The organism is Streptomyces sp. RerS4, assembly GCF_023515955.1.
In the GTDB taxonomy this organism is placed as follows: domain Bacteria; phylum Actinomycetota; class Actinomycetes; order Streptomycetales; family Streptomycetaceae; genus Streptomyces.
Window position 1 is genome coordinate 2,890,878 of sequence record NZ_CP097322.1, and the last position, 26,531, is coordinate 2,917,408.

At 72.9% G+C, this 26,531-nt stretch carries 15 protein-coding genes and 1 pseudogene; 9 read left to right on the plus strand and 7 right to left on the minus strand.

Annotated features, from left to right (window positions below; translation table 11 throughout):
• Nucleotides 1-13: 13 nt before the first annotated feature.
• Both M4D82_RS13310 and M4D82_RS13315 read right to left on the minus strand, forming a co-directional pair.
• Nucleotides 14-1,282, minus strand: coding sequence for a serine/threonine-protein kinase (locus tag M4D82_RS13310; protein ID WP_249766256.1), 1,269 nt, complete (start codon nt 1,280-1,282; stop codon nt 14-16).
• A gap of 200 nt (nt 1,283-1,482) precedes the next feature.
• Nucleotides 1,483-3,225, minus strand: a complete 1,743-nt coding sequence (locus tag M4D82_RS13315; RefSeq protein WP_249766257.1) for a serine/threonine-protein kinase — start codon at nt 3,223-3,225, stop codon at nt 1,483-1,485.
• Between the two features lie 477 nt (nt 3,226-3,702).
• Here M4D82_RS13315 and M4D82_RS34055 point away from each other — a divergent pair.
• The 5 genes and pseudogenes from M4D82_RS34055 to M4D82_RS13345 all read left to right on the plus strand — a co-directional run bounded on the left by M4D82_RS34055 (nt 3,703) and on the right by M4D82_RS13345 (nt 12,823).
• Nucleotides 3,703-6,654, plus strand: a pseudogene (locus tag M4D82_RS34055) (FHA domain-containing protein).
• A 108-nt stretch (nt 6,655-6,762) separates the two neighbouring features.
• Nucleotides 6,763-8,139 carry an ABC transporter substrate-binding protein gene (locus M4D82_RS13330; protein WP_249766258.1) on the plus strand — a complete coding sequence of 459 codons (1,377 nt, stop codon included), beginning with the start codon at nt 6,763-6,765 and terminating at the stop codon, nt 8,137-8,139.
• Nucleotides 8,140-8,225: 86 nt separating this feature from the next.
• Nucleotides 8,226-9,488: a carbohydrate ABC transporter permease gene (locus M4D82_RS13335; RefSeq protein WP_249771757.1), complete on the plus strand. Its 1,263-nt coding sequence runs from the start codon at nt 8,226-8,228 to the stop codon at nt 9,486-9,488.
• Nucleotides 9,485-10,384, plus strand: a complete 900-nt coding sequence (locus M4D82_RS13340) for a carbohydrate ABC transporter permease (RefSeq protein WP_249766259.1) — start codon at nt 9,485-9,487, stop codon at nt 10,382-10,384. Before M4D82_RS13335 ends, M4D82_RS13340 begins: the two co-directional genes overlap by 4 nt.
• A gap of 165 nt (nt 10,385-10,549) precedes the next feature.
• The gene (locus tag M4D82_RS13345; RefSeq protein WP_249766260.1) at nt 10,550-12,823 is read left to right on the plus strand and encodes a bifunctional glycosyltransferase/CDP-glycerol:glycerophosphate glycerophosphotransferase; all 2,274 of its coding nucleotides are present in this window, start codon (nt 10,550-10,552) and stop codon (nt 12,821-12,823) included.
• Between the two features lie 40 nt (nt 12,824-12,863).
• On the opposite strand, the gene M4D82_RS13350 is transcribed toward M4D82_RS13345, so the two are convergent.
• Nucleotides 12,864-13,484 carry a TetR/AcrR family transcriptional regulator gene (locus tag M4D82_RS13350; RefSeq protein ID WP_249766261.1) on the minus strand — a complete coding sequence of 207 codons (621 nt, stop codon included), beginning with the start codon at nt 13,482-13,484 and terminating at the stop codon, nt 12,864-12,866.
• A 147-nt stretch (nt 13,485-13,631) separates the two neighbouring features.
• On the opposite strand from M4D82_RS13350, the gene M4D82_RS13355 reads away from it, so the two are divergent.
• Together M4D82_RS13355 and M4D82_RS13360 are read left to right on the plus strand one after the other, a co-directional pair.
• Complete coding sequence (locus tag M4D82_RS13355; protein WP_249766262.1) at nt 13,632-14,549, plus strand: ABC transporter permease; 918 nt, start codon at nt 13,632-13,634, stop codon at nt 14,547-14,549.
• Nucleotides 14,542-15,324, plus strand: coding sequence for an ABC transporter ATP-binding protein (locus M4D82_RS13360; RefSeq protein ID WP_249766263.1), 783 nt, complete (start codon nt 14,542-14,544; stop codon nt 15,322-15,324). The genes M4D82_RS13355 and M4D82_RS13360 overlap by 8 nt, the downstream gene beginning before the upstream one ends.
• Before the next feature lie 92 nt (nt 15,325-15,416).
• On the opposite strand, the gene M4D82_RS13365 is transcribed toward M4D82_RS13360, so the two are convergent.
• From M4D82_RS13365 to M4D82_RS13375, 3 genes are all read right to left on the minus strand, one after another.
• The gene (locus M4D82_RS13365; RefSeq protein ID WP_249766264.1) at nt 15,417-20,384 is read right to left on the minus strand and encodes an NAD-glutamate dehydrogenase; all 4,968 of its coding nucleotides are present in this window, start codon (nt 20,382-20,384) and stop codon (nt 15,417-15,419) included.
• A gap of 363 nt (nt 20,385-20,747) precedes the next feature.
• On the minus strand, nt 20,748-21,413 hold the full coding sequence (locus M4D82_RS13370; protein WP_249766265.1) for an HAD family hydrolase: 666 nt from the start codon (nt 21,411-21,413) through the stop codon (nt 20,748-20,750).
• The gene (locus M4D82_RS13375) at nt 21,410-21,910 is read right to left on the minus strand and encodes a DUF6912 family protein (protein WP_249766266.1); all 501 of its coding nucleotides are present in this window, start codon (nt 21,908-21,910) and stop codon (nt 21,410-21,412) included. Before M4D82_RS13375 ends, M4D82_RS13370 begins: the two co-directional genes overlap by 4 nt.
• A gap of 432 nt (nt 21,911-22,342) precedes the next feature.
• Here M4D82_RS13375 and M4D82_RS13380 point away from each other — a divergent pair, with 432 nt between their 5' ends.
• A complete protein-coding gene (locus M4D82_RS13380) occupies nt 22,343-22,831 on the plus strand; it encodes an Rv3235 family protein (protein WP_249766267.1) in 489 nt (162 codons plus the stop codon).
• Nucleotides 22,832-22,924: 93 nt separating this feature from the next.
• Here M4D82_RS13380 and secA read toward each other — a convergent pair whose 3' ends face one another.
• Nucleotides 22,925-25,714: a preprotein translocase subunit SecA gene (gene secA, locus M4D82_RS13385; RefSeq protein WP_249766268.1), complete on the minus strand. Its 2,790-nt coding sequence runs from the start codon at nt 25,712-25,714 to the stop codon at nt 22,925-22,927.
• A gap of 226 nt (nt 25,715-25,940) precedes the next feature.
• Between secA and M4D82_RS13390 the strand changes: the two genes are divergently transcribed.
• Nucleotides 25,941-26,531 (plus strand): GNAT family N-acetyltransferase, encoded by a 591-nt coding sequence (locus M4D82_RS13390; protein ID WP_249766269.1) that lies wholly within the window; start codon nt 25,941-25,943, stop codon nt 26,529-26,531.

The following is a 26,531-nucleotide window of genomic DNA, read 5'->3' on the forward strand; positions in this document are numbered from 1 at the left end:
CCCGCCCCGTCGGCTACGGCGTGACGGGGCGGGAGTGCTCGCTGTCCCGGGGCGGGGCGCTCTCGTCGCCCGACACGGCGATCCAGCTGCCGACCCCGACCGCGGCGGCCAGCGCCACCGCCGAGGCGGACAGCACCAGCCTGCGCTTGCGCGCCGCCTCCGCCCGGTGCCGGGCGGAGCCGGGGCGGTGACCGCCCGCGGGACGCGGCACGCGGGCGGTGCCCAGGGCCCCGCCCGCCAGTTCGTCCGGTCCCGGCACCCGGATCGAGGTGTGGGTGTCCCGGTTGGAGTCGGTCGCCGACCCCGGCACGAGCGGGACCACCCCGCGCCGGCGCACCGGGTCGGTCGCGCCGGCGCCGGCGGGCTCCCGCTCGCCCTCCGGCTCCGGTTCCGCGTCGTCCGGTTCGTCCACGTCCAGCGGCGGCATCCCGGCCAGCATCGGCAACAGGTCGCGCAGCCGGACCGACAGCTCCGAGGCGCGCAGCCGCGAGGCCGGCGCCTTGGCCAGGCACTGCACCATCAGCTGCCACAGCTCGTCGGGGATCCCGGGCAGCGGGACGACGGTCTCCGTCACGTGCCGGCGCAGGACCGCGCCGGGGTGGCCCCCGCCGAACGGGGTGAAGCCGGCCAGCAGTTCGTAGAGCACCGTGGCCAGGGCGTATATGTCGACGGCCGCCCGCGGCGGCAGGCCCTCCACTATCTCCGGGGCCAGGTAGTCCGGCGTCCCGATGATGCGGGTCGTCGGCGCGGTGGCCCGCGCGCCCGGCGCCCCGGCGGCCCGGCGCGGCGAGTCGATGAGCTTGGCCACGCCGAAGTCGGTCAGCAGCGCCGGGTGGGCCCCGCCCGGACCCAGCGGACCCTGCATGTCGAGCAGGACGTTCTCCGGCTTGACGTCGCGGTGGACGACGCCGGCCGCGTGCGCGGCGGCCAGCGCGTCGGCGACGTCCGCGACGATGGCCACGGCCGCCTCGGGGGCGAGCCGCCGCTCACGGTCGAGGCGCGTGCGCAGGTCCGTACCGCGCACCAGGTCCATGACCAGGGCGAGGTCGTTGCCGTCCACCACCAGGTCGCGGACGGTGACGATGTGCGGATGCTCCAGGCCGAGGAGCGCGCTGCGCTCCTGGACGAAGCGTCCGACCAGTTCCTGGTCGGAGGCGAGGTCCTCGCGCAGCAGTTTGACGGCGACGGGCCCGTCCGGCCCCTCGCCCAGCCACACCGTTCCCGCGCTGCCACGCCCCAGGATCTGGTGCGCGGTGTACCGGCTGCCGATCTTCCGTGCCACGACTGCTCCCTCAGCGGCTGGCGTACGCACCCAAGCTACGCGGCCGAGTGGGGGACACGCGCTCCGGATCGCGGCGACCTTCACTTCTGCGGGCGAAATCACGTCCTGGATGTCGACAAATCCACGAAGTCGGCGCTACGAGGGCGTGTTGGGGCCCTCACAGAGCCCCGTCGGCCGCTTCAGGGAGTGCCGGCGCCGCGTCAGGGAGTGCCGGTGCCGGTCGAGTCGCCGATGGAGCCGATGAAGTCGGCGGCCTGGGTACCCCAGGTCCACACCTGGTCCCACCAGCCCCTGCCGGTGCCGATCCACTCCTGGAGCGGGGTCAGCTCCCAGACGAGCCAGCCCGCCACGAACAGCAGGACGATCATGACGAGGCAGCCCTTGAGGCAGCCGAGGCCCGGGATCCGGACCGGGTTGGCGCTGCGCCGGCGCGGCTCGCGCGGCGGACGCGGCTCGCGCGGGGGCTGCTGCTGCCGGGGCGGTCGCTGCGGCTGAGGCTGCTGCTGCGGGGGCTGCGGCTGGTACTGCTGGGGTGGCGGCTGCGGCTGGTAGTGCTGCGGCGGCGCGTACGGCTGGGGCGGCGGCTGCGGCTGCTGGTACTGCGGCTGCGGAGGCTGCTGGTACTGCTGCTGCGGGCGCGGCGGCTGGTGCTGCTGCGGCGGCGGCTGGTGCTGCTGCTGGTGCTGCGGGGGACGCGGCCGGTGCTGCGGCGGCGGGGGCGCCTGGCGCTGCGGGCGGCGGCGCAGCGGGTCCTCGCTCGGGTCGAGGTAGTGCATCTGCGTCTGCTCGTTGCGGTCCCGGGCGGCCGCCATCTGCGACTGCCACGGGTGCGGGGCGTCGGGCTGCTGCACCGGCGGCATGACCGAGGTCGGGTCGGGCGCCCCGGGCGCGCCGGTGGCCGGCAGCACGGTGGTCGCGTCGGCCCCGCCGATGGGCGGGAGCACGCTGGTCATGGCGTTCGGGTCGTACGCGTCCTGCGGCTGCGGGCTCGACGCGAAGGGGCCCGGCGGGGTCGTGGGCACCGGCGCGGGCGAGGGGTCGGGGCCGAGCAGGGCGCCGACGCCGAGCGCGGCCTCGACCTCGTCGGGCGAGGAGTGCACCTTGATGCCGGCGGCGACCACGCGCAGCCCGCGCGCCAGGTTCTCGGCGCTGGGGCGCTCGTCGGGCTCCTTGCGCAGGCAGCGCTCGATGACGATCCACAGCGGCTCGGGCACGGTGGAGGGGCGCTGCGGCTCCTCGCTGAGGTGGCGGTGGAGCACTTCGAGCGCGGTGCCGCCGGCGAACGGCGGGCGGCCGGTGACCAGCTCGTAGAGGAGGATGCCGGCGCCGTAGATGTCGACGGCGGAGGTCTGCGGGCGGCCCTCGGCGGATTCGGGGGCCACGTAGGCGGGGGTGCCGACGAACTCGTGCGTGCGGGTCAGGCCCGGGGAGTCGGCCAGGCGCGCGATGCCGAAGTCGGTGAGCATCGGCTTCATCTGGCCGTGGCTCTCGTCGAGCAGCACGTTGGCCGGCTTCAGGTCGCGGTGGACGACGCCGTCGGCGTGGCTCGCGGCGAGCGCGTCGGCGATCTGCGCGGTGAGCAGGCTCGCGGCGACGGGGCTGAAGGGGCCGTTCTCGCGGATGTACTTGTGCAGGTCCGGGCCGTCGACCAGGTCCATGACCAGGGCCAGCAGGTCGCCCTCGACGACGAGGTCGCGGGTGCGGACGATGTTGGGGTGGGTCAGCCGCAGCAGGACGGACCGCTCGCGCAGGAAGCGCATGACGATGTCCGGGTCCTGGGCCAGCTCCTCCTTGAGGACCTTGATGGCCACGGTCTCGCCGGGCTGCCCGGCGACGGCTGCCTCCGCGCCGGCGGTCTCCCGCTGGCGGGCACGCCAGACAGTGCCCGTGGCGCCGCGTCCGAGCGGCTCCTCGAGCAGGTACTTGCTGCCGACTGGCCGCACGTCTCGCGCTCCCCTGCTGTCGTCTTTTCCGGTTTTTCGCTGCGTTGGGTTTCGGCCCCAACTCTAGGGGGTGTCCCCGGGGAAGACGCGGGCCCGCAGAGGTTGGTTGCCGTACATATGTACGAAGGGTGAGTTTCGCGGGGTATGCCGGGGGCCCTTTCGCTCGTTTTCCGCCCGGCGCGCCGCCCGACCTGTGAGGCTCGATTCCGCAGTCCGCAGGCCGGTGACACGGCTCGCTCGGGACACCACCGTCAAGCAAGATCATTTATCGGTGGGTGTCGGGCGTGTTGCGGGCGACAGGTGCGAGGATGCACCCGTACGGAACGCCGGGGCGGGAGCCCGGCCTTCCGGCAGAGACCTGACCGGACGACGCGTCCGCGCCGGGTGGGGGTGATCGGGTCGGCGTGTCCCGCCGTTCCCCCTGCCGGGCGCACGCACCGCGCACTGCGCTCCGCGCAGAAGGGACCGCTGACGGCGATGCAGATCCGGCTGACCGTCCTTGGGCCACGCGGCGGCCACCACGCCGCCACCGCCCCGGCCCGCTGTGACGTACTCGTCACCGCGCCCGCCGGCACCGCCCTGGCCGCCGTGGCCTCGGGGCTCGCGGCCACCGTCGGCGGTCCCGACACCGGCGGCACGGTGGTGCTGTACGCGGGCACGCGCCGCCTCGACGCCCAGCGCACGGTGCTGGGCGAGCCCCCGCTCGTGGACGGGGCCGTCCTGGCCCTGAACGCCCCGGCGGCGGAGGCCGAGGCCGGCGTCCTGCCCGAGGACGAACCGGAGCCGGCCCCGCAGCTGCACGTGGTGGCCGGTCCCGACGCGGGCGGGGTGCACCTGCTGCACCCCGGGGCCGTACGCGTCGGCCGCTCGGCGGACGCGGACGTGCCGCTGGACGACCCCGACGTGTCGCGGCTGCACTGCGCCGTCACCGTCCAGGCGGACGGCCGGGTGGCGGTGGCCGACCTGGGCTCCACGAACGGCACGACGCTGGACGGCGTCCCCGTCGGAGTGCGGGCCGTCCCGCTGACGCCCGGGGCGCTGCTGCGGATCGGCGAGTCCACGCTGCGGCTGGCGCCCGGCCCCGCGCGGGCGCCGCTGGCGGTGGTCCCGGACCTGGAGGGGCACCTGAACCTCCCGCAGCCGCCCGAAGCCTCCGCTCCCGACCCCGCGCCGGCCGCCCCGCGCCGGAGGCGCCGCGTACGCCGGCGAGCGCCGCCCCGACGCCCCGGGCGCGGGCGCGCACCCCGGCGGGCCGACCAGCGCGGGCGCGGACTCCGCCGCGCACGCCCCTCGTACGAGCCCCGCCACAGGCCCCTCGCCGCCGCCTGGGCATCGGCGCGTGGGCCCGCAAGCTGGTGCGCGGGGACGAGGAGGGCGACGCCGCCCCGGCGGAGCCCGAGGCCCCGCCACCGCCGTCCCCGCCGCCGACGACCCGGCGACGCTGCTGCTGGCCGCGCTCGGCCCGACGGACCGGCTGTGGTCGCGCCGCCCCGGCCGCGGCGGGTTCCTGGAGGTGGGGCTCGGCGCGGGCAGCCGGGTCGCGTTGCGCGACGCGGGCTCGCTCGGGATCTGCGGGCCCCGGCCCCGACTGACCGGCGTGGCCCGCTCGGTGATCGCCCAGCTCGCCGCCCTGCACGCCCCCGGGCAGCTGGAGATCGTCCTGCTGGCCTGCGACCGCGCCCTGCCCGTGCAGGAACGCCGCCGCGACTGGGGCTGGCTGGGCTGGCTGCCCCACGTACGGCCCGCGCACGGCCAGGACTGCCGGCTGCTGCTCGCCTACGACCGCGAGCAGGCGGCCGCCCGCCTCGGCGAGTTGACCCGTCGCCTGGACGAGGGCCCGCTCGGCCCGCACTGGGCCGCCGCCGATCCGGCGGCGCTGCGCGAGGCCGCGTACGCCTACGACGGTCCGCGCACGCTCCTCGTCGTGGACGGCGACCCGGGCGCGGGTTCCCTGCGCGAGGTCGCCGGCCGGCTCGCCTCGCACGGCGCGGTCGCCGGGGTCCACGTCCTGGTCCTCGCCGAGGCCCCGCCGGCCGGCCCCACCTCCCCGGTCCCCGCCACGTACGACAGCGCCTGCGCGGCCAGTCCCGCCTTCCGGGACTGCGGCATGGCCGCCCTGCTGAGCGGGGACGTCGCCACTGCCGTACGCACCTTCGCGGTCGGCGGCGGCATGCCCGTCCAGCCGGGTACGACGGCCGTCGCGGACGCGGTCTCCGCCGCCTGGGCGGAGCGGTTCGCCCGCGCCCTGGCCCCGCTGCGCGCGGACGGCACGGCCCCCGAGGCGGCCGGCTACCGGCGGCGGCGGCGAGCCTGCCCGCGACCTCGCGGCTCCTGGACGAACTGGGCCTGGCGCGGGCCACCCCGGCCTCCCTCATGGCCCGCTGGGCCGCCGCCACCGACGAGGGCCAGGGCGTCGGGGGACTCGCCGAGGTGGTGTTCGGCAGCGGCCTGCGCGGCCCCGTCGCCGCCGAGCTGGTCCACGACGGCCCGCACCTGCACGTGGAGGGTCCCGCCGGCAGCGGTCGCACCGAGCTGCTGCGCTCGCTGGCCGCCTCACTGTCGGCGGCGGCCCGCCCCGACCGCCTGGGTCTGCTCCTGCTGGACGGCGCCGGCGGCGGGCGCGGCGAGGGCCTGGCCCCGTGTACGGACCTCCCGCACGTGTCGGCGCACCTCGTGGCCTCGGACCCGCTGCGCATGCGGGAGTTCGCGCAGGCCCTCGGCGCGGAGCTGAAGCGCCGCCACGAGCTGCTGGACGGGACCCCGTTCGCGCAGTGGCACGCCCGCCGGGAGCTGTCGGACCGGATGGTCTCCCCGCGCCCGCCGAGCCCCGGCGAGCTGCGCGGCGACCTGGACTCCCCGCGCACCGGCACCCTGCGGCTGCGCGCGGCGGCGCCGCGTACGGATCCGGCGCCGGGGCCGAGCCCGCTGCCCCGACTGGTGGTGCTGGTGGACGACTTCGACGCGCTGGTCGCCCCGGGCCTGGGCAGTACGGGCCGGCCGGCCGCCGGTTCGGTGGTGCGCATCCTGGAGGGCGTGGCCCGTGAGGGTGCCCGGCTCGGGGTGCACCTGATCACCGCCAGCGCCCGCCCGGACCGTACGGCGGAGACGGAACCGGCGCGGCTGGCGACGCTGCGGGTGGAGCTCGACGCCCCCGACCAGCCGGCCCCGGGCCGCGGCGTGTTGCGGTACGCCGACGGGCGGACGGTCCCCTTCCAGGCGGGCCGGGTCACCGGCCGGATCCCCCGGACGGCGACCTTGAGGCCGACCGTGGTGCCGGTGGAGTGGGACCGCATGGGTGATCCGCCGGCCCGGCGCCCGGTGCGCGAGCTGGGCAACGGTCCGACCGACCTGGCGTTGCTGGCCAGCGCCCTGGACCGGGCCTCGCACCTGGTCTCGGCCGTGCCGGTGCCGTTCCCGCCGGCCCCCTGAAAGCCGGCCGTACCTCCACGAGACCCCCGCGAGGCGCTATTGCGGGGGTGCGCGGGTCGGCGTAGACCTTGTGGTCCGGGACACACCACGGGCATCGGGGGCACAGCCATGCGCGAGCACGGAAAGAGCCGGACGAACATCGGGTGGGCGGCGCTGGCCGTCGCGGGCGCCCTCACCCTGTCCGCGTGCGGCGGCGGAGGAGGAGACGGGAACGCCGGGCCGCAGGACCCGTCGGCCGACGCGGGCCGTTCGTCCGCGCCCCGGGTGACGTTACCGAAGCTGACCGGCGAGAAGCTGGAGGTCGCGGCGGTCTGGACGGGGCCCGAGCAGGCCAACTTCGTCAAGGTGCTGAAGGAGTTCGAGAAGCGCACGGGCGCGAGCGTGACCTTCGTACCGGCGCAGGACCCGATCGTCACCTTCCTCGGTACCAAGATCGCGGGCGGTCAGCCGCCGGACGTGGCGCTGCTGCCGCAGGTCGGTGCGCTGGTCTCGGCGGTGAAGAACAAGTGGGCACAGCCGCTGGGCCCGGAGGCGCGGGCGCAGCTCGACGCGAACTACAGCGACGGCTGGAAGAAGCTGGGCGCAGTCGACGGCACCCAGTACGGCGTCTACTACAAGGCCGCCAACAAATCGCTGATCTGGTACAACGCGAAGGCCTTCGAGGCGGCGGGCGTGAAGCCGCCGAAGACCTGGAAGGAACTGATCACGGCGGCCGACACGCTGTCCGCCTCGGGCACCCCGGCGGTGTCGGTGGCCGGCGCGGACGGCTGGACCCTCACCGACTGGTTCGAGAACGTCTACCTCTCGCAGGCGGGCCCGCAGAAGTACGACCAGTTGGCCAAGCACGAGATCAAGTGGACGGACGACAGCGTCAAGCAGGCGCTGACGACGCTCGGCGAGCTGTTCGGCCGCGAGGACTTCCTGGCGGGCGGGAAGAGCGGGGCGCTGGCGACGGAGTTCCCGAAGTCGGTGACGCAGACGTTCACCGGCGGCGACCGGCCGGCGTCGGCGATGGTCTTCGAGGGCGACTTCGTGGCGGTGAACATCGCGCAGACGGAGGCGAAGGTGGGTGAGGACGCGCTGGTGTTCCCCTTCCCGGCGGTCGGTGCGAAGGCGCCGGTGGTCTCGGGCGGTGACATGGCGGTCGCGCTGAAGCCGTCGAAGGGCGCGCAGGCGCTGCTGACGTTCCTGGCGTCGCCGGACGCGGCGGAGATCCAGGCCCGTGAGGGCGGGTTCGTCTCCCCGAACAAGGCGGTGGACCCGAGCGCGTACCCGAACGCGATCCAGCGGGACATCGCGAAGGCGCTGATCGCGGCGGGCGACGACTTCCGCTTCGACCTGTCGGACCAGGCTCCGGCCGCCTTCGGCGGGACGCCGGGCGCGGGCGAGTGGAAGGCGCTCCAGGACTTCCTGGCGAACCCGTCGGACGTGGCGGGGATCCAGGCGAGGCTGGAGGCGGACGCGTCCAAGGCCTACGGGAACTGACCGTGGCGGGCCACCGGAACCACGGGGACGGACGGCGGGACGGACGGCGGGACGGACGGCGGGCCGCCGCCGGCCGCCGCCGGCTCATAGCGGCGGCGTTCCTGCTGCCGGCGCTGGTGCTGCTGGGGGCGCTCGTCGTCCATCCCATCGGCTACTCCCTCTACCGCAGCCTCTTCGACCGCTCCGGCGACACCTTCGTCGGCGCGGGCAACTACCGGGAGATCCTGACCGATACGACGATCCGGACCGCGCTGAAGAACACGGCGGTGTGGGTGGTGCTCGCGCCGGTCACGGCGACCGCCCTCGGCCTGATCTTCGCGGTGCTGACCGAACGGGTGCGCTGGGGCACGGCGTTCAAGCTGCTGGTGTTCATGCCGATGGCGATCTCGATGCTGGCGGCGGGCATCATCTTCCGGCTCGTCTACGACCACGACCCCGACCGGGGTGTGGCCAACGCGGTCTGGGTCGGGGTGCACGACACGTTCGCGTCCTCCTCGGCCTTCCCCAAGGCCCGGCCGGGCCGGGACTCCCCGCTCCAGCCGGCCGCCGGCGGCGCCTTCGTGACGCGCGATCCCGTACGGGCGGGCGTACCGGCGCTGCTCCCGCTGGTCGGGGTGGCACCGGAGGCGCTGCCCGAGGGGACCCGTACGGCGAGCAACGCCGAGGCGGCGCCGGGGAAGGTGACCGGCACCGTCTGGCAGGACTTCACCCGGGGCGGGGGCGGCGCGACGAACGTGGTCGACCCGACGGAGTCGGGGCTGTCCGGGATCCGGGTCGAGGCGGTCAAGGACGGACGGGTGGTGGCGTCGACGACGGCCCGCCCGGACGGCACCTTCACCCTGCCCGCGGCGGCCGACGGGGCGCTGTTGCGGCTGCCGGCGGCGAACTTCCGGGAGGCGTACGCGGGGGTGGAGTGGCTGGGCCCGACGCTGGTGACGCCGGCGGTGATCGGGGCGTACGTGTGGATGTGGGCCGGTTTCGCGATGGTGCTGATCGGGGCCGGGCTGGCCGCCGTACCGCGTGAGCTGCTGGAGGCGGCGCGGGTGGACGGGGCGAACGAGTGGCAGGTGTTCCGGCGGATCACCGTACCGCTGTTGGCGCCGGTCCTGGCGGTGGTGCTGATCACCCTCGTGATCAACGTGATGAAGATCTTCGACCTGGTCTTCGTGATCGCACCGGGCGCGGTCCAGGACGACGCGAACGTGCTCGCGCTCCAGCTGTACCGGACCTCGTTCGGGACGGACGCCGATCCGGGGCTCGGCAGCGCCATCGCCGTGTTGCTCCTGGTGCTGGTGGTGCCGGTGATGCTGGTGAACATCCGCAGGATGCGCAAGGAGGCCTCCCGATGAGCCCGGCCCACGACGGCGCGTCCCGAAGCGAAGCGCCCCGAAGTGAAGCGACCCGCTCCAGTCGCCTCGCCGCCGTGGCGGCCGGCGGCGCCCTGCGGGTCTTCCTGGTGGTGGCGGCGCTGTTCTGGCTGCTGCCCACCCTGGGCCTGTTGATCTCCTCCTTCCTCTCCCCCACCGACCTGGGCAAGGGCGGCTGGTGGCAGGTGCTCGCCGAGCCGGCGCGCCTGACCGCCTCGAACTACGCGCGGCTGCTGGAGAACGACACCATCACCGGCTCGCTGCTGAGCACGGTGGCGATCGCCGTCCCGGCGACGCTGCTGGTGATCGTCCTGGGCTCGTTCGCCGGATACGCCTTCGCCTGGCTGGAGTTCCCCGGCCGGGACTGGCTGTTCCTGGTGGTGGTCGGGCTGTTGGTGGTCCCCGTCCAGGTGGCGTTGATCCCGGTGTCCGAACTCTTCGGCAGCATCGGCCTGTTCGAGACCACGGCCGGTGTGGTGCTCTTCCACACCGCCTTCGGGCTGCCCTTCGCGGTGTTCCTGCTGCGCAACTTCTTCGCGGAGATCCCGCGCGAGCTGCTGGAGGCGGCGCGCCTGGACGGCGCGGGCGAGCTGCGGCTGTTCGCCCGGGTGGTGCTGCCGCTCGGCGGTCCGGCGATCGCCTCGCTCGGCATCTTCCAGTTCCTGTGGGTGTGGAACGACATGTTGGTGGCGCTGGTCTTCGCCGACTCGGCGAACCCGCCCGTCACGGTCGCCCTCCAGCAGCAGGTACGGCAGTTCGGGAACAACATCGACGTCCTGGCGCCCGGCGCGTTCCTGTCGATGGTCGTGCCGCTCGTCGTCTTCTTCGCCTTCCAACGGCAGTTCGTCACGGGGGTGATGGCCGGCGCGGTCAAGTGACGGCTCCCGGGCGGCCGGCGCGGGGAGCGGACCTCAACTCCGCGATGATCACGGCATTGACATGCCGCGTTGACGCTCCGTAACCCGAATGCCACACGGAGCGTAACCCGATCGCCGCGCGCGTGGTTCCTGGGCAATATGCCCGCGCCGACCCCTGGATGTGCCGTGCCCCGGTTCAGCGTCATCGTGCCCGCGTACAAGGTTCAGGCGTACCTCCAGGAGAGTCTGGATTCCGTCCTCTCCCAGTCGTATCCGGACCTGGAACTGATCGCGGTCGACGACGCCTCCCCGGACGCGTGCGGCGCGATCATCGACGAGTGCGCGGCGCGCGACTCCCGGGTCACCGCCGTCCACCTGGCGCACAACCTCGGCCTGGGCCCGGCCCGCAACGCGGGTGTGGCGCGGGCCACCGGCGACTACCTGATCTTCCTCGACGGCGACGACACCCTCGCCCCCGGCGCCCTCCAGGCCATCACCGACCGCCTCAAGGCGACCGGCTCCCCCGACGTCCTCGTCTACGACTACGCCCGCACCTTCTGGACCGGAGAACGGATCCGCAACCGCCTCGCCCACCGCCTGCGCGAGGACGGCCCCGCCAGCTTCCGCCTCGCCGACCGCCCGGCCCTGCTCGGCATGCTGATGGTCGCGTGGAACAAGGCGTACCGCCGCGAGTACGTCGAGCGCGAGGGCCTCGCGTTCCCGCCCGGCCTCTACGAGGACACCCCCTGGACCTATCCGGCGCTGCTCGCCGCCGAGTCCGTGGCCGTCCTCGACCGGGTCTGCGTCCACTACCGCCAGCGCCGCACCGGTTCGATCCTGACCACCGCCGGCCGCCGCCACCTCGACATCTTCGACCAGTACGAGCGCGTCTTCGGCTTCCTCGCCGCCCGCCCCGAACTGGAGCGCTGGCGGCCCGCCCTGCAGCGTCGGATGGCCGAGCACTTCTGCGCCGTCTACGCCGACCCGCGCCGCCTCCCGCGCGCCTGCCGCGCCGAGTTCTTCGCGCGGGCCTCGGCCCTGCTGCGCCGCCACCGCACCCCCGGCGTCGGCGCCGACGCCCTGCCGCTGTCCCTGACGCGCACCGACCGGCTGCGCCAGACCCTGATGCGCCTGGGCGCCCGGCGCACCTACCGGGTGCTGTCGCGGCTGCGCTCGGCGGGCCTCGCGACGGCCGGCGGGGCCCGCGTCCTGGGGCGGGGCCTGCGCGAGAGCGCCCTGCGCCTGCACTACCGGATCCAGCGGATGCTGCCGCTGCGCCCCGAACTGGCCGTGTTCTCCGCGTACTGGCACGGCGGCTACGCCTGCAACCCGGCGGCCATCGAGGCGAAGCTGCGGGAGCTGGCCCCGCGCATGCGCACCGCCTGGATCTGCGAGCCCGAGCACGCGGCCGGCGTGCCGACCGGTACCACGACGCTGCGCCCGGGGACGGCCGCGTACTGGACGGCCCTGGCCCGCGCCACCTACCTCACCACGAACGTCAACTTCGACCGTGCCCTCGTCAAGCGGCCGGGCCAGGTCCTGCTCCAGACCCAGCACGGCACCCCGCTCAAGCGGGTCGGCCTCGACCTCCAGGACCGGCCGGCGGCCACCCCGACCGCGGACTTCGCGGGGCTGCTGCGCGGCGCCGACCAGTGGGACTACCTGCTCTCCGCCAACCGGCACTCCACCCTCGTCTGGGAGAAGGCCGTCCCCGCCTCGTACACCACCCTCGAATACGGCTACCCGCGCAACGACGTCTTCCACCGGGCCACCCGCTCCGACGTCCTGGAGCTGCGCGAACGCCTGGGCATCACGCAGGGCACCACCGCGATCCTGTACGCCCCCACGCACCGCGACTACCGGCGCAGCATGCCCGAACACCTGGACTTCGAGCGCGTCCTGCGCGACCTGGGCCCGCGCTTCGTGCTGCTGACCCGCACCCACCTGACGTACGCGGGCGGCGACCACGCCCCGGCGGACGCGCACCCGCGCCTGATCGACGTCTCGGCGTACCCGTCGATCGAGGAGCTGTGCCTCGCCTCGGACGCGCTCGTCACCGACTACTCGTCCCTGATGTTCGACTACGCCGCCCTCGACCGCCCGATCGTGATCCACGCCGACGACTGGGAGGCGTACGAGGCGGCCCGCGGCACCTACTTCGACCTGCGGGCCTGCCCGCCCGGCGCGATCGCCCGGACCGAGGACGAGTTGGTCGACATCTTCGCGTCGGGCCACTGGCGGGGCTCGCGCTCGGCCCAGCTGCGGGCCGCGTTCCGCCGGCGGTTCTGCACCTGCGACGACGGCCACGCCGCCGAGCGGGTCGTGCGGCGGGTCTTCCTGGGCCAGTCCACGCCGGTCCCGGCGATCGTCCCGCTGGAGGACCGCCACCCGGCCCCCGCGGCCCCGTCCACCGTCCCGGAACCGACGCCGGCCCCGCTGGCGGCGGGGCTGTGGCCTTGAACCGCGCGGCCTTGAAGCGCGCGGCCTTGAGCGCGCGGCCTCAGGCGGTGTCCGCCTTCAGGCCCGCCACCACCGAGCGGGCCAAATCGTCCAGGTAGCCCGCCGGTACGGCGTCCCGTACGACCACCTGCCGCCAGTAGAGCGGGCCGATCGCGAGGTCGAGGGCACGCTCCGGGCAGGTCGACTCCGGCAGCTCACCGCGTGCCACGGCCTCCGCGACGATGCCCTCGGCCAGCCGCTTCTGCCCGTCGAGCAGGGCGCCCCGTACCGCGTCGGCGATCTCGGGGTTGCGCGCGGCCTCCACCAGCAGGTCCGGGATCACGGCCGAGGCCACCGGGTGGCGCAGCACGTGTGACATGACCTCCAGCAGGGCGCGTACGTCCCCGTAGAGGGAACCGGTGGCGGGCACGGGCAGGCCGTCGGCGGCGAAGGCCGCGACCAGGTCCAGCACGAGGTGCAGCTTCGACTTCCACCGCCGGTACACGGCCGTCTTGCCGACGCCGGCCCGCCGCGCGATGCCCTCGATGGACATCCGGGCGAAGCCCACGGCCGCCAGTTCCTCCACGACCGCCGCGCGGATCGCCTCGGTCACGTCCTCGCGCAGGACGGCGGCCCCGGCGGGGGCGCGGCGGGCGGGCGTGGGGGCGGGCTCGTTGGTCATGGACAGAGCATAGCCGCGCACGACGTCACCCCGGCGTCGCGACGATACGGTTGCGTTCCGACGTGTGCCGCCCTACGCTCGCCGTAGCGACGATACGGACCCGTCCCGTCGTTGTTGGCGCCCCCGACCCCGTCGAAAGCGACCCCCGTGACCGCGACCACCACGGCTCCCGCAGCCCCCGCAGCCCCCGCCACCGCGGCCGGGCCGGCGGAGCTGGCGGCGGCCCACGGCCTGACCGTCAGTGGCGCCCGGCCCTCCCTGCCCCGCTACGTGGCGCAGCTGTGGAGCCGACGCCACTTCGTGACGGCGTACGCCACCGCCCGGATGCACGCCACGTACAGCACGGCCAGGCTCGGCCAGGTCTGGCACCTGATGACCCCGCTGCTCAACGCGGCCGTCTACTACTTCATCTTCGGCATCGTCATGAAGGCGAGCCACGGCGTACCGGACTACGTGCCGTTCCTGATCACCGGTGTCTTCGTGTGGGACTTCATCGGCAGCTCCGTCAACGCCGGCACCCGCGCCGTCCACGGCAACCTCGGCCTGGTGCGCGCCCTGCACTTCCCGCGCGCCGCTCTGCCGCTCTCCTCGGTGGTGCAGCTCTTCCAGCAGCTCCTGATCACCATGGCGGCCCTGGTGGTGCTGCTCCTGGCGTTCGGCCAGACCCCGTCGCTCTCCTGGCTGATCGCCCTGCCGGCGCTGTTCCTGATGGCCGTCTTCTGCGCCGGCTGCGCCCTGGTCATGGCCCGGATCGGCAGCAAGAACCCGGATGTCGGCCAGCTCATGCCGTTCGTGCTGCGGACCTGGATGTACTCCTCGGGCGTGATGTGGTCCATCGACTCCATCCTCAGCACGGACCACCTGCCGCACTGGGTCTCGCTCCTGCTGAAGACCAACCCGGCCGCCGTCTACATCGACCTGATGCGTTTCGCCCTGATCGACGGCTTCGAGGCGAGCGCCCTTCCCCACCACGTGTGGCCGATCGCCATCGGCTGGGCCCTCCTCACCGGCGTCGGCGGATTCGTCTTCTTCTGGAAGGCAGAAGAGGAGTACGGCCGTGGCTGACCCCACCCCCACCGGCACGCGCGTCCCGACCGTCATCGCCGACGAGGTCCACGTGATCTACAAGGTGCACGGCTCCGGGCCCCGCAAGGGCGGCGCCACCGCCGCCCTCAGCCGGATCTTCTCCCGCGGGCCCGCGCCCGGCGTGCGCGAGGTGCACGCCGTCAAGGGCGTCAGCTTCACCGCGTACAAGGGCGAGGCCATCGGCCTGATCGGCTCCAACGGTTCGGGCAAGTCCACCCTCCTCAAGGCCATCGCCGGCCTCCAGCCCGTGGCCCGCGGCGCGGTCTACTCACACGGCCAGCCGTCCCTGCTCGGCGTGAACGCCGCCCTCATGAACGACCTCACCGGCGAACGCAACGTCGTCCTCGGCGGACTCGCGATGGGCATGACCCGCAACCAAATCCGCGAGCGCTACCAGGGCATCGTCGACTTCTCCGGCATCAACGAGAAGGGCGACTTCATCTCCCTGCCGATGCGCACCTACTCCTCCGGCATGGGCGCCCGCCTGCGCTTCTCCATCGCCGCCGCGAAGGACCACGACGTCCTGATGATCGACGAGGCCCTGGCCACCGGCGACGCCGCCTTCCAGCGCCGCAGCCAGGCCCGCATCGAGGAACTGCGCGAACGCGCCGGCACGGTCTTCCTCGTCAGCCACGGCATCGGCACGGTCCGCGAGACCTGCGACCGCGCCCTCTGGCTGGAGTCCGGCGTCCTGCGCATGGACGGCCCCGCCGCGCAGGTCTGCGACGCCTACGAGGCCTTCACCCGGGGCTGACGCACCGACGAAAAAGCACGACGCGAAGGCCCCGGCCCCCGGAACAGACGTTTCCGGGGGCCGGGGCCTTCGTACACCGTGCGCGAGCGGGATCAGCCGTGCGCGCGCAGCAGGCTGCGCATCGTGCGCATCGCCACCGACAGGTTGGCCAGGTCGAAGTCGTCCGAGCCCTGGATCTCGTCCAGGGTCGTCCGGGCCCGCCCGATGATCGCGGCGTTCTTGTCCTCCCAGGCCTTGAAGCGCTCCGCGGGGGTCGCCTCGCCGTCGCCCACCGCCAACACGTCGGCCGTCAGCGCCGCGTGCGCCGCGAAGAGGTCCTCACGGATGGACGCGCGGGCCATCGACTGCCAACGGTCCGCGCGCGGCAGCTCGATGATGCGGTCCATCAGCTGGGTGATGTCCAGGCGGTCGGCGAGGTCGTAGTACACCTCGGCGACGGCCAGCGAGTCGACACCCGTACGGTCCGCGATCGCGACGATGTCCAGCGTCGGGAAGGCCGACGAGAACCCGGCGACCTTCGCCGCGAGCTCCTCGGGCACGCCCTCGCCGGTCAGCTCGTCCATGACCGACCGGTACCAGTCCAGGTCCGCGCCGCGCACCAGCTTCGGCAGCTCGACCCAGACGCCGGCCACGCGCTCGCCGAACACCTCGACGGTCTCGGTGATCTGGAGCGGCTGCGGCCGGTTGTTGAGCAGCCAGCGCGTGCCGCGCTCGACCAGGCGCCGCGAGTGCAGCCGCACCCGGGTCTGGACGTCGGCGGCGACCTTGTTGTCGAGGGCCTCGACGGCGTCCCACACCTCGGCCAGGCCGAAGATCTCGCGGGCCGCGAGCTGCGCCCGGACGATCTCCTCCAGGGAGGCTCCGGTCTCCTCGCGCAGGCGGTGCAGGAACGTCGAACCACCGGTGTTGACGGTGTCGTTGACCAGCAGCGTGGTGATGATCTCCCGGCGCAGCGCGTGCCCGTCGATCTGGTCGGGGAACCGCTCGCGCAGGGCCGCCGGGAAGTAGGCGTGCAGCAGGCGGCGCAGGTACGGGTCGTCCGGCAGACCGGTCGCGATCAGCTCGTCCGCCACGGTGATCTTGGTGTAGGCGAACAGGACGGCCAGCTCCGGCTGGGTCAGGCCCTTGCCGTTGTTCAGCAGCTCGCGGATCTGCCGGTCGTTGGGCAGGAACTCCAGCTGGCGGTCGAGCAGTCCGTCGCGACCCAGGCGCCGCATGAAGCGCTGCTGGGCGTGGAGCAGGCTGGGTGCCTGGGCCGAGCCGTTGGCGAGGGCGACGTTCTGCGCGTAGTTGTTGCGCAGGACGAGGGTGCCGACCTCGTCGGTCATCTCGGCGAGCAGCTTGTTGCGCTGCTTGACGGTCATGTCGCCGTCGGCGACGACCGCGTTCAGCAGGATCTTGATGTTCACCTCGTGGTCGGAGGTGTCCACGCCCGCGCTGTTGTCGATGGCGTCGGTGTTGATCTTTCCGCCCTGGCCGCCGGCGCCGGTGCGGGCGAACTCGATGCGGCCGAGCTGGGTCAGACCGAGGTTGCCGCCCTCGCCGATGACCTGGGCGCGCACCTCGGAGCCGTTGACGCGGATGGCGTCGTTGGCCTTGTCGCCGACGTCGGCGTGCGTCTCGGCGGTCGCCTTGACGTACGTGCCGATGCCGCCGTTCCACAGCAGGTCGACGGGGGCCCGCAGGACGGCCTGCATCAGTTCGGCCGGGGTCATCTTGGTGACGCCCGCCTCGATGCCCAGGGCCGCGCGCATCTGCGCGTTGACCGGGATCGCCTTGGCGCTGCGCGGGTGGATGCCGCCGCCCGCCGACAGCAGGGCGGTGTCGTAGTCGGCCCAGGAGGAACGCGGCAGGTCGAAGAGGCGGCGGCGCTCCGCGTAGGAGACGGCCGCGTCCGGGTTGGGGTCGATGAAGATGTGCCGGTGATCGAATGCCGCGACGAGACGGATGTGCTCGGAGAGCAGCATGCCGTTGCCGAAGACGTCACCGGACATGTCGCCGACGCCGACGACCGTGAAGTCCTGCGTCTGGGTGTCGTGGCCCAGCTCGCGGAAGTGGCGCTTGACCGACTCCCAGGCACCGCGGGCGGTGATGCCCATGCCCTTGTGGTCGTAGCCGGCGGAGCCGCCGGAGGCGAAGGCGTCGCCCAGCCAGAAGCCGTAGGACTCGGCGACACCGTTGGCGATGTCGGAGAAGGTCGCGGTGCCCTTGTCGGCGGCGACGACCAGGTAGGTGTCGTCCTCGTCGTGCCGGACGACGCCCTGCGGCGGGACGACCGCGCCCGCGACCATGTTGTCGGTGATGTCGAGCAGCGCCGAGATGAAGATCTTGTAGGAGGCGATGCCCTCGGCGAGCCACGCGTCGCGGTCCACCGACGGGTCGGGGAGGTTCTTCGCGACGAAGCCGCCCTTGGCGCCGACCGGCACGATGACGGTGTTCTTGACCATCTGCGCCTTGACCAGGCCGAGGATCTCCGTACGGAAGTCCTCGCGGCGGTCGGACCAGCGCAGGCCACCGCGGGCGACCTTGCCGAAGCGCAGGTGGACGCCCTCGACGCGCGGCGAGTACACCCAGATCTCGAAGGCGGGTCGCGGCGCCGGCAGGTCCGGGATGGCCTGCGGGTCGAACTTCATCGACACGTACGAGTGCTGCTCGCCCGCGCTGTCCAGCTGGAAGAAGTTGGTGCGCAGGGTCGCCTTGATGAGGGTGAGGAACGAGCGCAGGATGCGGTCCTCGTCGAGCGAGGCGACCTGGTCCAGGGCCCCGTCCAGCTCCTCCAGCATGGCGTCGACGAGCTCGGTGCCGGCGGTCTGGCGGACCGGCGACATGCGGGCCTCGAAGAGGGAGACCAGCAGCCGGGTGGTGTGGACGTTGTTGCGGAGGGTGTCCTCCATGTAGTCCTGGCTGAAGGTGGAGCCGGCCTGGCGCATGTACTTGGCGTACGCGCGCAGGACGACGGCCTGCCGCCAGGTGAGCCCGGCGCCCAGCACCAGGGTGTTGAAGTTGTCGTTCTCCGCGGCGCCGGTCCACACGGCCGCGAAGGCCTCCTGGAAGCGCTCGCGGGCGTCGTCGCCGAGGAAGGTCTCCCCGTTGCCTGCGGTGACGGGCATCCGCAGACCGAAGTCGTAGATCCAGGCACTGACGCGGTCGGTGCGGCGCAGTTCGTACGGGCGCTCGTCGGTGACCTCGACGCCCAGGCGCTGGAGGACCGGCAGGACGGCGGACAGGGAGACCTGCTCGCCGGTGCGGTAGATCTTGAAGCGGCGCTCGCCGGGGCCCGCGCCGACGGGCTCGTAGAGGGACAGCGCGAACTCGCGGTCGCTCGCGGAGAGCCGCTCCAGGTGGCACAGGTCGGCGACGGCCGAACGCGGCGAGTGGTCGGCCTTGTAACCCTCGGGGAAGGACGTGCCGTACTTGCGCAGCAGTTCGGCGGCGCGCTCCTCGCCGAGTTCGGCGATCAGCGCCTCCTGGAAGCCGTCGGCCCAGGAGCGGGCGGCCTCGACGAGGCGGGCCTCGACGCGCTCGACGTCGGCGTCGGTCAGCTCGGGCAGCTGGGTGCCCTGCGGGACGCGGACGACGAAGTGGATGCGGGAGAGGACGGACTCGGTGTTCCAGGCGGTGAAGTCGACGCTGGTGCCGCCGAGCTCCTCCTTCAGGATGTCCATCAGCCGCAGGCGGACGCCGGTGGTGAACCGGTCGCGCGGCAGGTAGACCAGCGCCGAGTAGTAGCGGCCGTACTCGTCCTGACGCAGGTACAGCCGCAGCCGGCGGCGTTCCTGGAGGTACAGGACGGAGGTGACGATCTCGCGGAGCTTGCCGACGGGGGTCTGGAACAGCTCGTCGCGCGGGTAGGTCTCCAGGATCTGGAGGAGGTCGCGGCCGTCGTGGCTGGACGGGGCGAAGCCCGCCTGCTCCAGCACCTCGGCGACCTTGCGGCGGATCACCGGGACGCGGCGCACGGACTCGGTGTACGCGGCGGAGGAGAACAGGCCGAGGAAGCGGCGCTCGCCGACGACGTTGCCGTCGGCGTCGAACTTCTTGACGCCGACGTAGTCGAGGTACGAGGGGCGGTGCACGGTGGCGCGGCTGTTGGCCTTGGTCAGCACCAGCAGGCGGTGCTCGCGGGCCTTGGCGCGTGCGTCGGCCGGGAGCCGGTTGAAGGACGGCGAGACGGGGTGCGCGTCCTCCTGGCCGGTGTGCACCGGGTCGGAGCGCAGGATGCCGAGGCCGGTGCCGGGCACGGCGGCGAGGGCGTCACCGTCGACGAGGTTGTACTCGCGGTAGCCGATGAACGTGAAGTGGTCGTCGGCGAGCCAGCGCAGCAGCTCGCGGGCCTCTTCGAGCTCGTACTCGCGCAGGTCGGGCGCGGTGGGCTCGTTCGGCAGCTCGTCGGCGATGCGCAGCGCGGCGTCGCGCATCTTCTCCCAGTCCTCGACGGACTCGCGGACGTCGGACAGGACGCGCAGCAGGTCTCCGGTGATCTGCTTGAGGTCGGCCTTGTCGGTCTCGCGGTCGATCTCGACGTGGATCCAAGACTCGACGAGGGAGTCGTGGGGGCGCGTGGTCTTGGGGCCGTGGGCCTCGCAGTCGGGGCCGAGGATCTCGATGAGCCGACCGGTGACGTCGCGGCGGACGACGACCTGCGGGTGGATCACCAGATGGATCCCGCGACCCTGGCGGGACAGCTCGTTGGTCACGGAGTCGACGAGGAAGGGCATGTCGTCGGTGACGACCTCCACGACGGAGTGACTGGAGGTCCAGCCGTTCTCCTCGACCGTGGGGGTGTGCACGCGGACGTTCGCGGTGCCCTGCGGACGGGTCTCGGCGAGCCGGTAGTGGGAGAGTGCCGCGCCGAAGACGTCGACCGGGTCCCGGTCGAGGAGGTCCTCCGGTGCGGTGTGCAGGTAGTAGCGCTGGAGGTAGGAGAGCGTCGTGTCCCGGTCGGGACGCTCCCCTTGCTCGGACCCAGTCGGAAGTAGCCCCCCGGCCGGGCTGTTCTCAGCTACCCGTGCCGCCCGCGCGAGCAGCTCGGCCTTTGCTTCGTCCAGCTTGGTCTGCATGTCCTCTGGCTCCTGTCGCGCGCCATTGCGTGACGTAGGTAGGAAGGGAAGGGCGCGGTCCCGCGATGAGGCGGAGTGTCCGTCCGGATTCGGGATCGACGCCGTACCGCCGTGAAGCCGACCGGGAGGGTTTCGGCCAGGTGAGGCAGGAGGTCCCGGTGGCAGGAATCAGCGAGGGCCCGGCCACGGTCGTGCGCCGGGCGCGGTCGGGGGCATCGATGCCGCCGGTGACTATCGCGCTGATCACGGGTACCAGGCTAGCCCCAGTCCCCATCTGTGTGTGTACAAATCCGGGGCCGGAACTTTGACACTCTGGACAGCGACGCGGGCGACCCGGCATGCCAAGGTCACCCGCGCCATGCGCTATTCGGACAGCCCGCGAGCTGTGGCGACCGCCTCCGCCAGGGTGTCGACGACGGGAACTCCGGCCGATTCCAGACTTGCGCGGCTGTGCGAGCCACCGGTGTACAGGACGGCCCGCGCGCCCACGTGCGCGGCGGCGAGCGCGTCGTCCACGGCGTCTCCGATGACGACCGTACGGGTGGCGGTCACACCGAAGGGCTCGATGGCGGCCAAATGGCGTACGAGGTGCCCCGCCTTGGAGGTGTGCGAGGGCCCGGTGCGCCCGTCGACGCGCAGGAAGTGCACGTCGATGCCGTGGGCGCTCACGAGCGGTATGAGCCTGTCGTGGGGCGCGAGGGACAGCAGGGACTGCGTGAGTCCCTCGCCCTGCCAGTCGCGCAGCAGCTCCCGGGCCCCCTCGGTGAGATCGGCGCCCTCGGCGGCGACCCAGTAGTGGCGGTGGAAGGCCTCGTCCATGACCAGCCACTCGGCGTCGGTCGGCAGGCGGCCCATGAGGCGCTCGTAGAACTTCGGGACGGGGACGACGTACAGGTCGCGGTACGTCTCCAGGGTGATCGGCGGGAAGCCGAGTTCGGCGAAGCTCGCGTTCGTCGCGGTGATCACCGCGTCGATGTCGTGCAGCAGGGTGCCGTTCCAGTCCCAGACCAGGTGATTCGTGTGCCTCATGCCAGCAGCCCCGGGATCTCCTGGACGCCGAACCAGAGCAGCTCGTGGTCGTCGGCGCCGTCGACGGTGAAGCGGGCGTCGTCGTCCCCGGCGTCGGAGGCGGCGACCGCTGCGGCGGCGGCCGCGACGTCCTCGCGGGCGTCGTCGGCGTCCACGTGCACGGAGGCGGCCACGGTGAGGCGTACGGGGGCGGCGAGGACGACCTGGCCGAGGGCGGCCTCGTCGGTGCCCGGGGCGGCGGTGGCGGCCTTGTCGTCCACGTCGACGGCGACGACGACCCGCTTGCGGGGGGCGGCCGCGTCCTCGGCGAGCAGGCGCAGGGAGGCGGTGGCGGCGCGGCCCAGGGCGGCGTACTCCAGCTCCTCGACGTCGTCGGAGACGTACCACTCGCGCAGCCCGGGGGTGACGGCGTAGGCGCGCAGCGGTGCGGGACCCAGCTCGCCCGCCTTGTGCGCCTCGGCGAGCCCGCGGAGTGTGAGAGGGACGTAAACGCGCATGGCCGGCTGCTTTCGGTAGTCGAAGAACGCCCCCAGGATACGACCGCCCCCGGCCCCACCCCCATGCCCCGGCCCACCGCGCCCCACATCGGCGCGCCCGTCAGGGCGACGCCCCCACACCCCTTGGCCCGACGAGCCCCCGCACGGCCCCGCCACCCCCGGCGCCCCCGTCGTCCGGCGCGCCCGTCAGGGTGACGCTCCGGTACCCCTTCGGGCCTACGGGGCGTCGCGCGGGGCCGTCCACCCGGGGCCTCGGCTGCGGTCGGCGGCGGCTCGGGGTGGGGCGGCGGTCATTCGAATAGGTGAACCGCGGTCGCGGTCGGCGCCGCGCGGCCGGGCGGTTGCGGAGTGTGTTCGGGCGGCCGTAGAAAGCCCACATCAAGTTACCGCCCGGTACCCACCGCCGGGCCCGGCCCGCACGGGGGAACCGCCATGGACACCCACACCACCCGCGCCACGCTCGACGGCGAGGGCCGCCGCGCCCGGCCCGGCGCCCCGGGCCGCACCCGCCCGGCCGGACGCCGCGACTCCCGGCGGCCGGGCGCCGCCGCCCCGCGCCCGGAGCGGCGTCCGACCGCCGCCCCGCACGACTGGTTCGCCCGACGGCTCCTCGCGGTGCTCAGCGGCCAACGGCCGGTCCATTCGCTGCTCGGCCTCACGGTGGGCGAGGCGTACGAGCAACTGGCCGGCCTCGCCCCCACCGGCCCCCTGCGCGAGCGCCTGCGACCGGTGCTGCGCCACTGCGGCCGCTTCCACCCGGGTCCGGGCGTCATCGAGGCCTTCGCCCGCATCGCGACGGGCGACCGCGTCTCCGCGATGGCCTTCCGCCTCGAACAGGGCCCCGACCTGCGCTGGCGCTGCGCGGCCATCGAAATCCACCCGCCACGCCTGACGCCCACCCGCCTGACGCCCACCCCGTGACGACCCCGTCACCACCCCGCGCCCGGAAACGACGCGGCCGGGGCCGGACACCTCGGTGTCCGGCCCCGGCCGACGCTCACGAGCCCGATGGGGTCACTTCTTGCGGCGACGCCCGCCGGAGGCCTTCTGCGCCTTGCGCCGCTCGGCCCGCGTCATGCCGTCACCGCCGGCCTCCGACTCGAAGTCGCCCTCGACGACCCCGCCCTCGCCGTCCACCGTCGGAGCGGAGAAGTGCAGCCGGTCCCGACGCTGCGGAACCTCCAGGCCCTTGGCCCGGATCTCCGGCCGCACCGCCGCCGGCTCCTTGTTCAGCGAAGGCGCCGCGTCCTGCACCGGAAGCTCCTCGACCTGCTGCTCGACCTGGACCTCCAGGTTGAACAGGTAGCCGACGGACTCCTCCTTGATGCCCTCCATCATGGCGTTGAACATGTCGAAGCCCTCGCGCTGGTACTCGACCAGCGGGTCCTTCTGGGCCATCGCCCGCAGGCCGATGCCCTCCTGGAGGTAGTCCATCTCGTACAGGTGCTCACGCCACTTGCGGTCGAGCACCGACAGGACCACGCGCCGCTCCAGCTCGCGCATGACCTCCGAGCCGAGCGCCTTCTCGCGCGCCTCGTACTGCTCGTGGATGTCGTCCTTGACGGACTCCGCGATGAACTCGGCGGTGATGCCCGCGCGGTCGCCGGCGGCGTCCTCCAGCTCCTCCACCGTGACCTTGATCGGGTAGAGCTGCCGGAAGGCGCTCCACAGCCGCTCCAGGTCCCACTCCTCCGCGAAGCCCTCGACCGTCTCGGCCGCGATGTACGCGTCGATGGTGTCGTCCATGAAGAAGCGCACCTGCTCGTGCAGGTCCTCGCCCTCCAGGACGCGGCGGCGCTCGCCGTAGATGACCTCGCGCTGGCTGTTGAGGACCTCGTCGTACTTCAGGACGTTCTTGCGCGTCTCGAAGTTCTGGGTCTCGACCTGCGACTGGGCCGACGCGATCGCCCGCGTCACCATCTTGTTCTCGATCGGGACGTCGTCCGGCACGTTCGCCATCGCCATGACCCGCTCGACCATCTGCGCCTTGAACAGACGCATCAGGTCGTCGCCCAGCGACAGGTAGAAACGGGACTCGCCCGGGTCGCCCTGACGGCCGGAGCGACCGCGCAGCTGGTTGTCGATACGACGCGACTCGTGCCGCTCGGTGCCCAGCACGTACAGCCCGCCGAGCTCCTTGACCTCCTCGAACTCGGCCTTCACGGCCGCCTCCGCGCGCCGGAGCGCCTCGGGCAGGGCGTGCGCCCACTCCTCGATGTGCTCCTCCGGGTCGAGGCCGCGCTGGCGCAGCTCCGCCTCGGCGAGGTCGTCCGGGTTGCCGCCGAGCTTGATGTCGGTACCGCGACCGGCCATGTTCGTCGCGACGGTGACCGCGCCGCGCCGGCCGGCCTGGGCGACGATCGTCGCCTCGCGGTCGTGCTGCTTGGCGTTGAGCACCTCGTGCGGGATGCCCCGCTTGGAGAGCTGCTGCGAGAGGTACTCGGACTTCTCGACCGACGTCGTACCGACGAGGATCGGCTGGCCCTTCTCGTGCTTCTCCGCGATGTCGTCGACGACGGCGGCGAACTTGGCGACCTCGGTGCGGTAGATGAGGTCGGGCTGGTCCTTGCGCTGCATCGAACGGTTCGTCGGGATCGGGACGACGCCGAGCTTGTAGATCTGGTGGAACTCGGCGGCCTCGGTCATGGCCGTACCGGTCATACCGGACAGCTTCGAGTAGAGGCGGAAGAAGTTCTGCAGGGTGATCGTGGCGAGGGTCTGGTTCTCGTCCTTGATGTCCACCCCTTCCTTCGCCTCGATCGCCTGGTGCATGCCCTCGTTGTAGCGGCGGCCGGCGAGGATACGACCGGTGTGCTCGTCGACGATCATGACCTCGCCGTCGATGACGACGTAGTCCTTGTCGGCCTTGAACAGCTCCTTGGCCTTGATCGCGTTGTTGAGGTACCCGACGAGCGGGGTGTTCACCGACTCGTAGAGGTTGTCGATGCCGAGCCAGTCCTCGACCTTGGCGACACCGGCCTCGTGGATGGCGACCGTGCGCTTCTTCTCGTCGACCTCGTAGTCGCCGGTCTCCTCGATGCCCTTCAGCGGCTGCCCGGCCTCGCCCTTGGTCAGGCGGGTCACCAGCTTGGCGAAGTCGGCGTACCACTTCGTGGCCTGGTCGGCCGGGCCGGAGATGATCAGCGGGGTGCGGGCCTCGTCGACGAGGATCGAGTCGACCTCGTCGACCACGGCGAAGTTGTGGCCGCGCTGGACCAGCTCCTCCTGCGACCACGCCATGTTGTCGCGCAGGTAGTCGAAGCCGAACTCGTTGTTCGTGCCGTACGTGATGTCGCAGGCGTACTGCTCGCGGCGCTGCGCCGGCGTCATGTTCGCCAGGATGCAGCCGACATTGAGGCCCAGGAACTTGTGGACCCGGCCCATCATCTCGGAGTCGCGCTCGGCGAGGTAGTCGTTCACCGTGATCAGGTGGACGCCCTTGCCGGACAGCGCGTTCAGGTACGCGGGCAGGGTGCCGACGAGGGTCTTGCCCTCACCGGTCTTCATCTCGGCCACGTAGCCGAGGTGCAGGGCCGCGCCGCCCATGATCTGGACGTCGTAGTGCCGCTGGCCGAGGACGCGCTTGGCGGCCTCGCGGACGGTCGCGAAGGCCTCCGGCAGCAGGTCGTCCAGGCTCTCGCCGTCCTGGTAACGCTGCCTGTACTCGTCGGTCAGCGCGCGCAACTCGGCGTCGGAGAGGTTGACGAAGTCCTCTTCGATGGAGTTGACCTGGTCCGCGATGCGGTGCAGTTTGCGCAGGATCTTGCCTTCGCCTGCACGCATGAGCTTGTTGAAGACGGACACCGAGGTATGTCTCCTTGCCGGTCGGGCCTGGGCACTTTACGTAGCCGGGCACGGCAGGTGGGCCCCACCGCAACGGCCATCGTAAGCGAGGACGTGGTCGCGTCGGGAGGTCCGCCGTGTCCGCAGGGCACGGGCGCCCGGAATGAGAACGTACGAGAGACCCATTGGGTGCCGGTGTGAGCGAAAACCCCTCGCCCGGGTTACCCGGCGCCGCCACAATCCCTTCATGGAACCCGTCACGCTGACCACCGAACGGCTGTCCCTGAGCCCCTTCGCCCCCTCCGACGCCGAAGAGGTGTACGCCGCCTGCCAGGACCCGGACATCCAACGCTGGACCATGGTTCCCTCCCCCTACGAGCGCGCGCACGCCGACAGCTTCGTGGGCGAGCTGGTGCCGGGCCACTGGCGCGACGACACCGGCTACTCCTTCGCCGTCCGCCTCGGCCCCGGCGGGCCGCTGGTCGCCGCCGTCGGTGTCCACGTGCTCCAGGCCTTCGGGACCAACTCTTACGAGATCGGCTACTGGGGGACCAAGGAGCACCGCGGGCGCGGCTACACGACCGAGGCCGTCACCGCCGTCGCCCGCTGGGCCTTCACCGACCTGGGCGTCGTACGCCTGGAATGGCGCGCCGAGGTCGGCAACGCCGGCTCCCGGGCCGTAGCCGAGAAGGCCGGGTTCCGCGTCGAGGGCACCCTGCGGGCCTCCCTGCACCGCGCCGACACCGTGCGGGACGCCTGGGTGGGCGCACTGCTCCCCTCCGACCTCGGCCTGCCCTCCCGGCTGCCGTACCTGCCCGCTGTCAGTGGGCCCGCCTAG

Excerpts from the sequence above, each read along its gene's own strand:
- M4D82_RS13330 (WP_249766258.1), top strand. The coding sequence starts at position 6,763 with ATGCGCGAGCACGGAAAGAGCCGGACGAACATCGGGTGGGCGGCGCTG.
- M4D82_RS13340 (WP_249766259.1), top strand. The coding sequence starts at position 9,485 with ATGAGCCCGGCCCACGACGGCGCGTCCCGAAGCGAAGCGCCCCGAAGT.
- M4D82_RS13350 (WP_249766261.1), bottom strand. The coding sequence starts at position 13,484 with ATGACCAACGAGCCCGCCCCCACGCCCGCCCGCCGCGCCCCCGCCGGG.
- M4D82_RS13365 (WP_249766264.1), bottom strand. The coding sequence starts at position 20,384 with ATGCAGACCAAGCTGGACGAAGCAAAGGCCGAGCTGCTCGCGCGGGCG.
- M4D82_RS13370 (WP_249766265.1), bottom strand. The coding sequence starts at position 21,413 with ATGAGGCACACGAATCACCTGGTCTGGGACTGGAACGGCACCCTGCTG.
- M4D82_RS13375 (WP_249766266.1), bottom strand. The coding sequence starts at position 21,910 with ATGCGCGTTTACGTCCCTCTCACACTCCGCGGGCTCGCCGAGGCGCAC.
- M4D82_RS13380 (WP_249766267.1), top strand. The coding sequence starts at position 22,343 with ATGGACACCCACACCACCCGCGCCACGCTCGACGGCGAGGGCCGCCGC.
- M4D82_RS13390 (WP_249766269.1), top strand. The coding sequence starts at position 25,941 with ATGGAACCCGTCACGCTGACCACCGAACGGCTGTCCCTGAGCCCCTTC.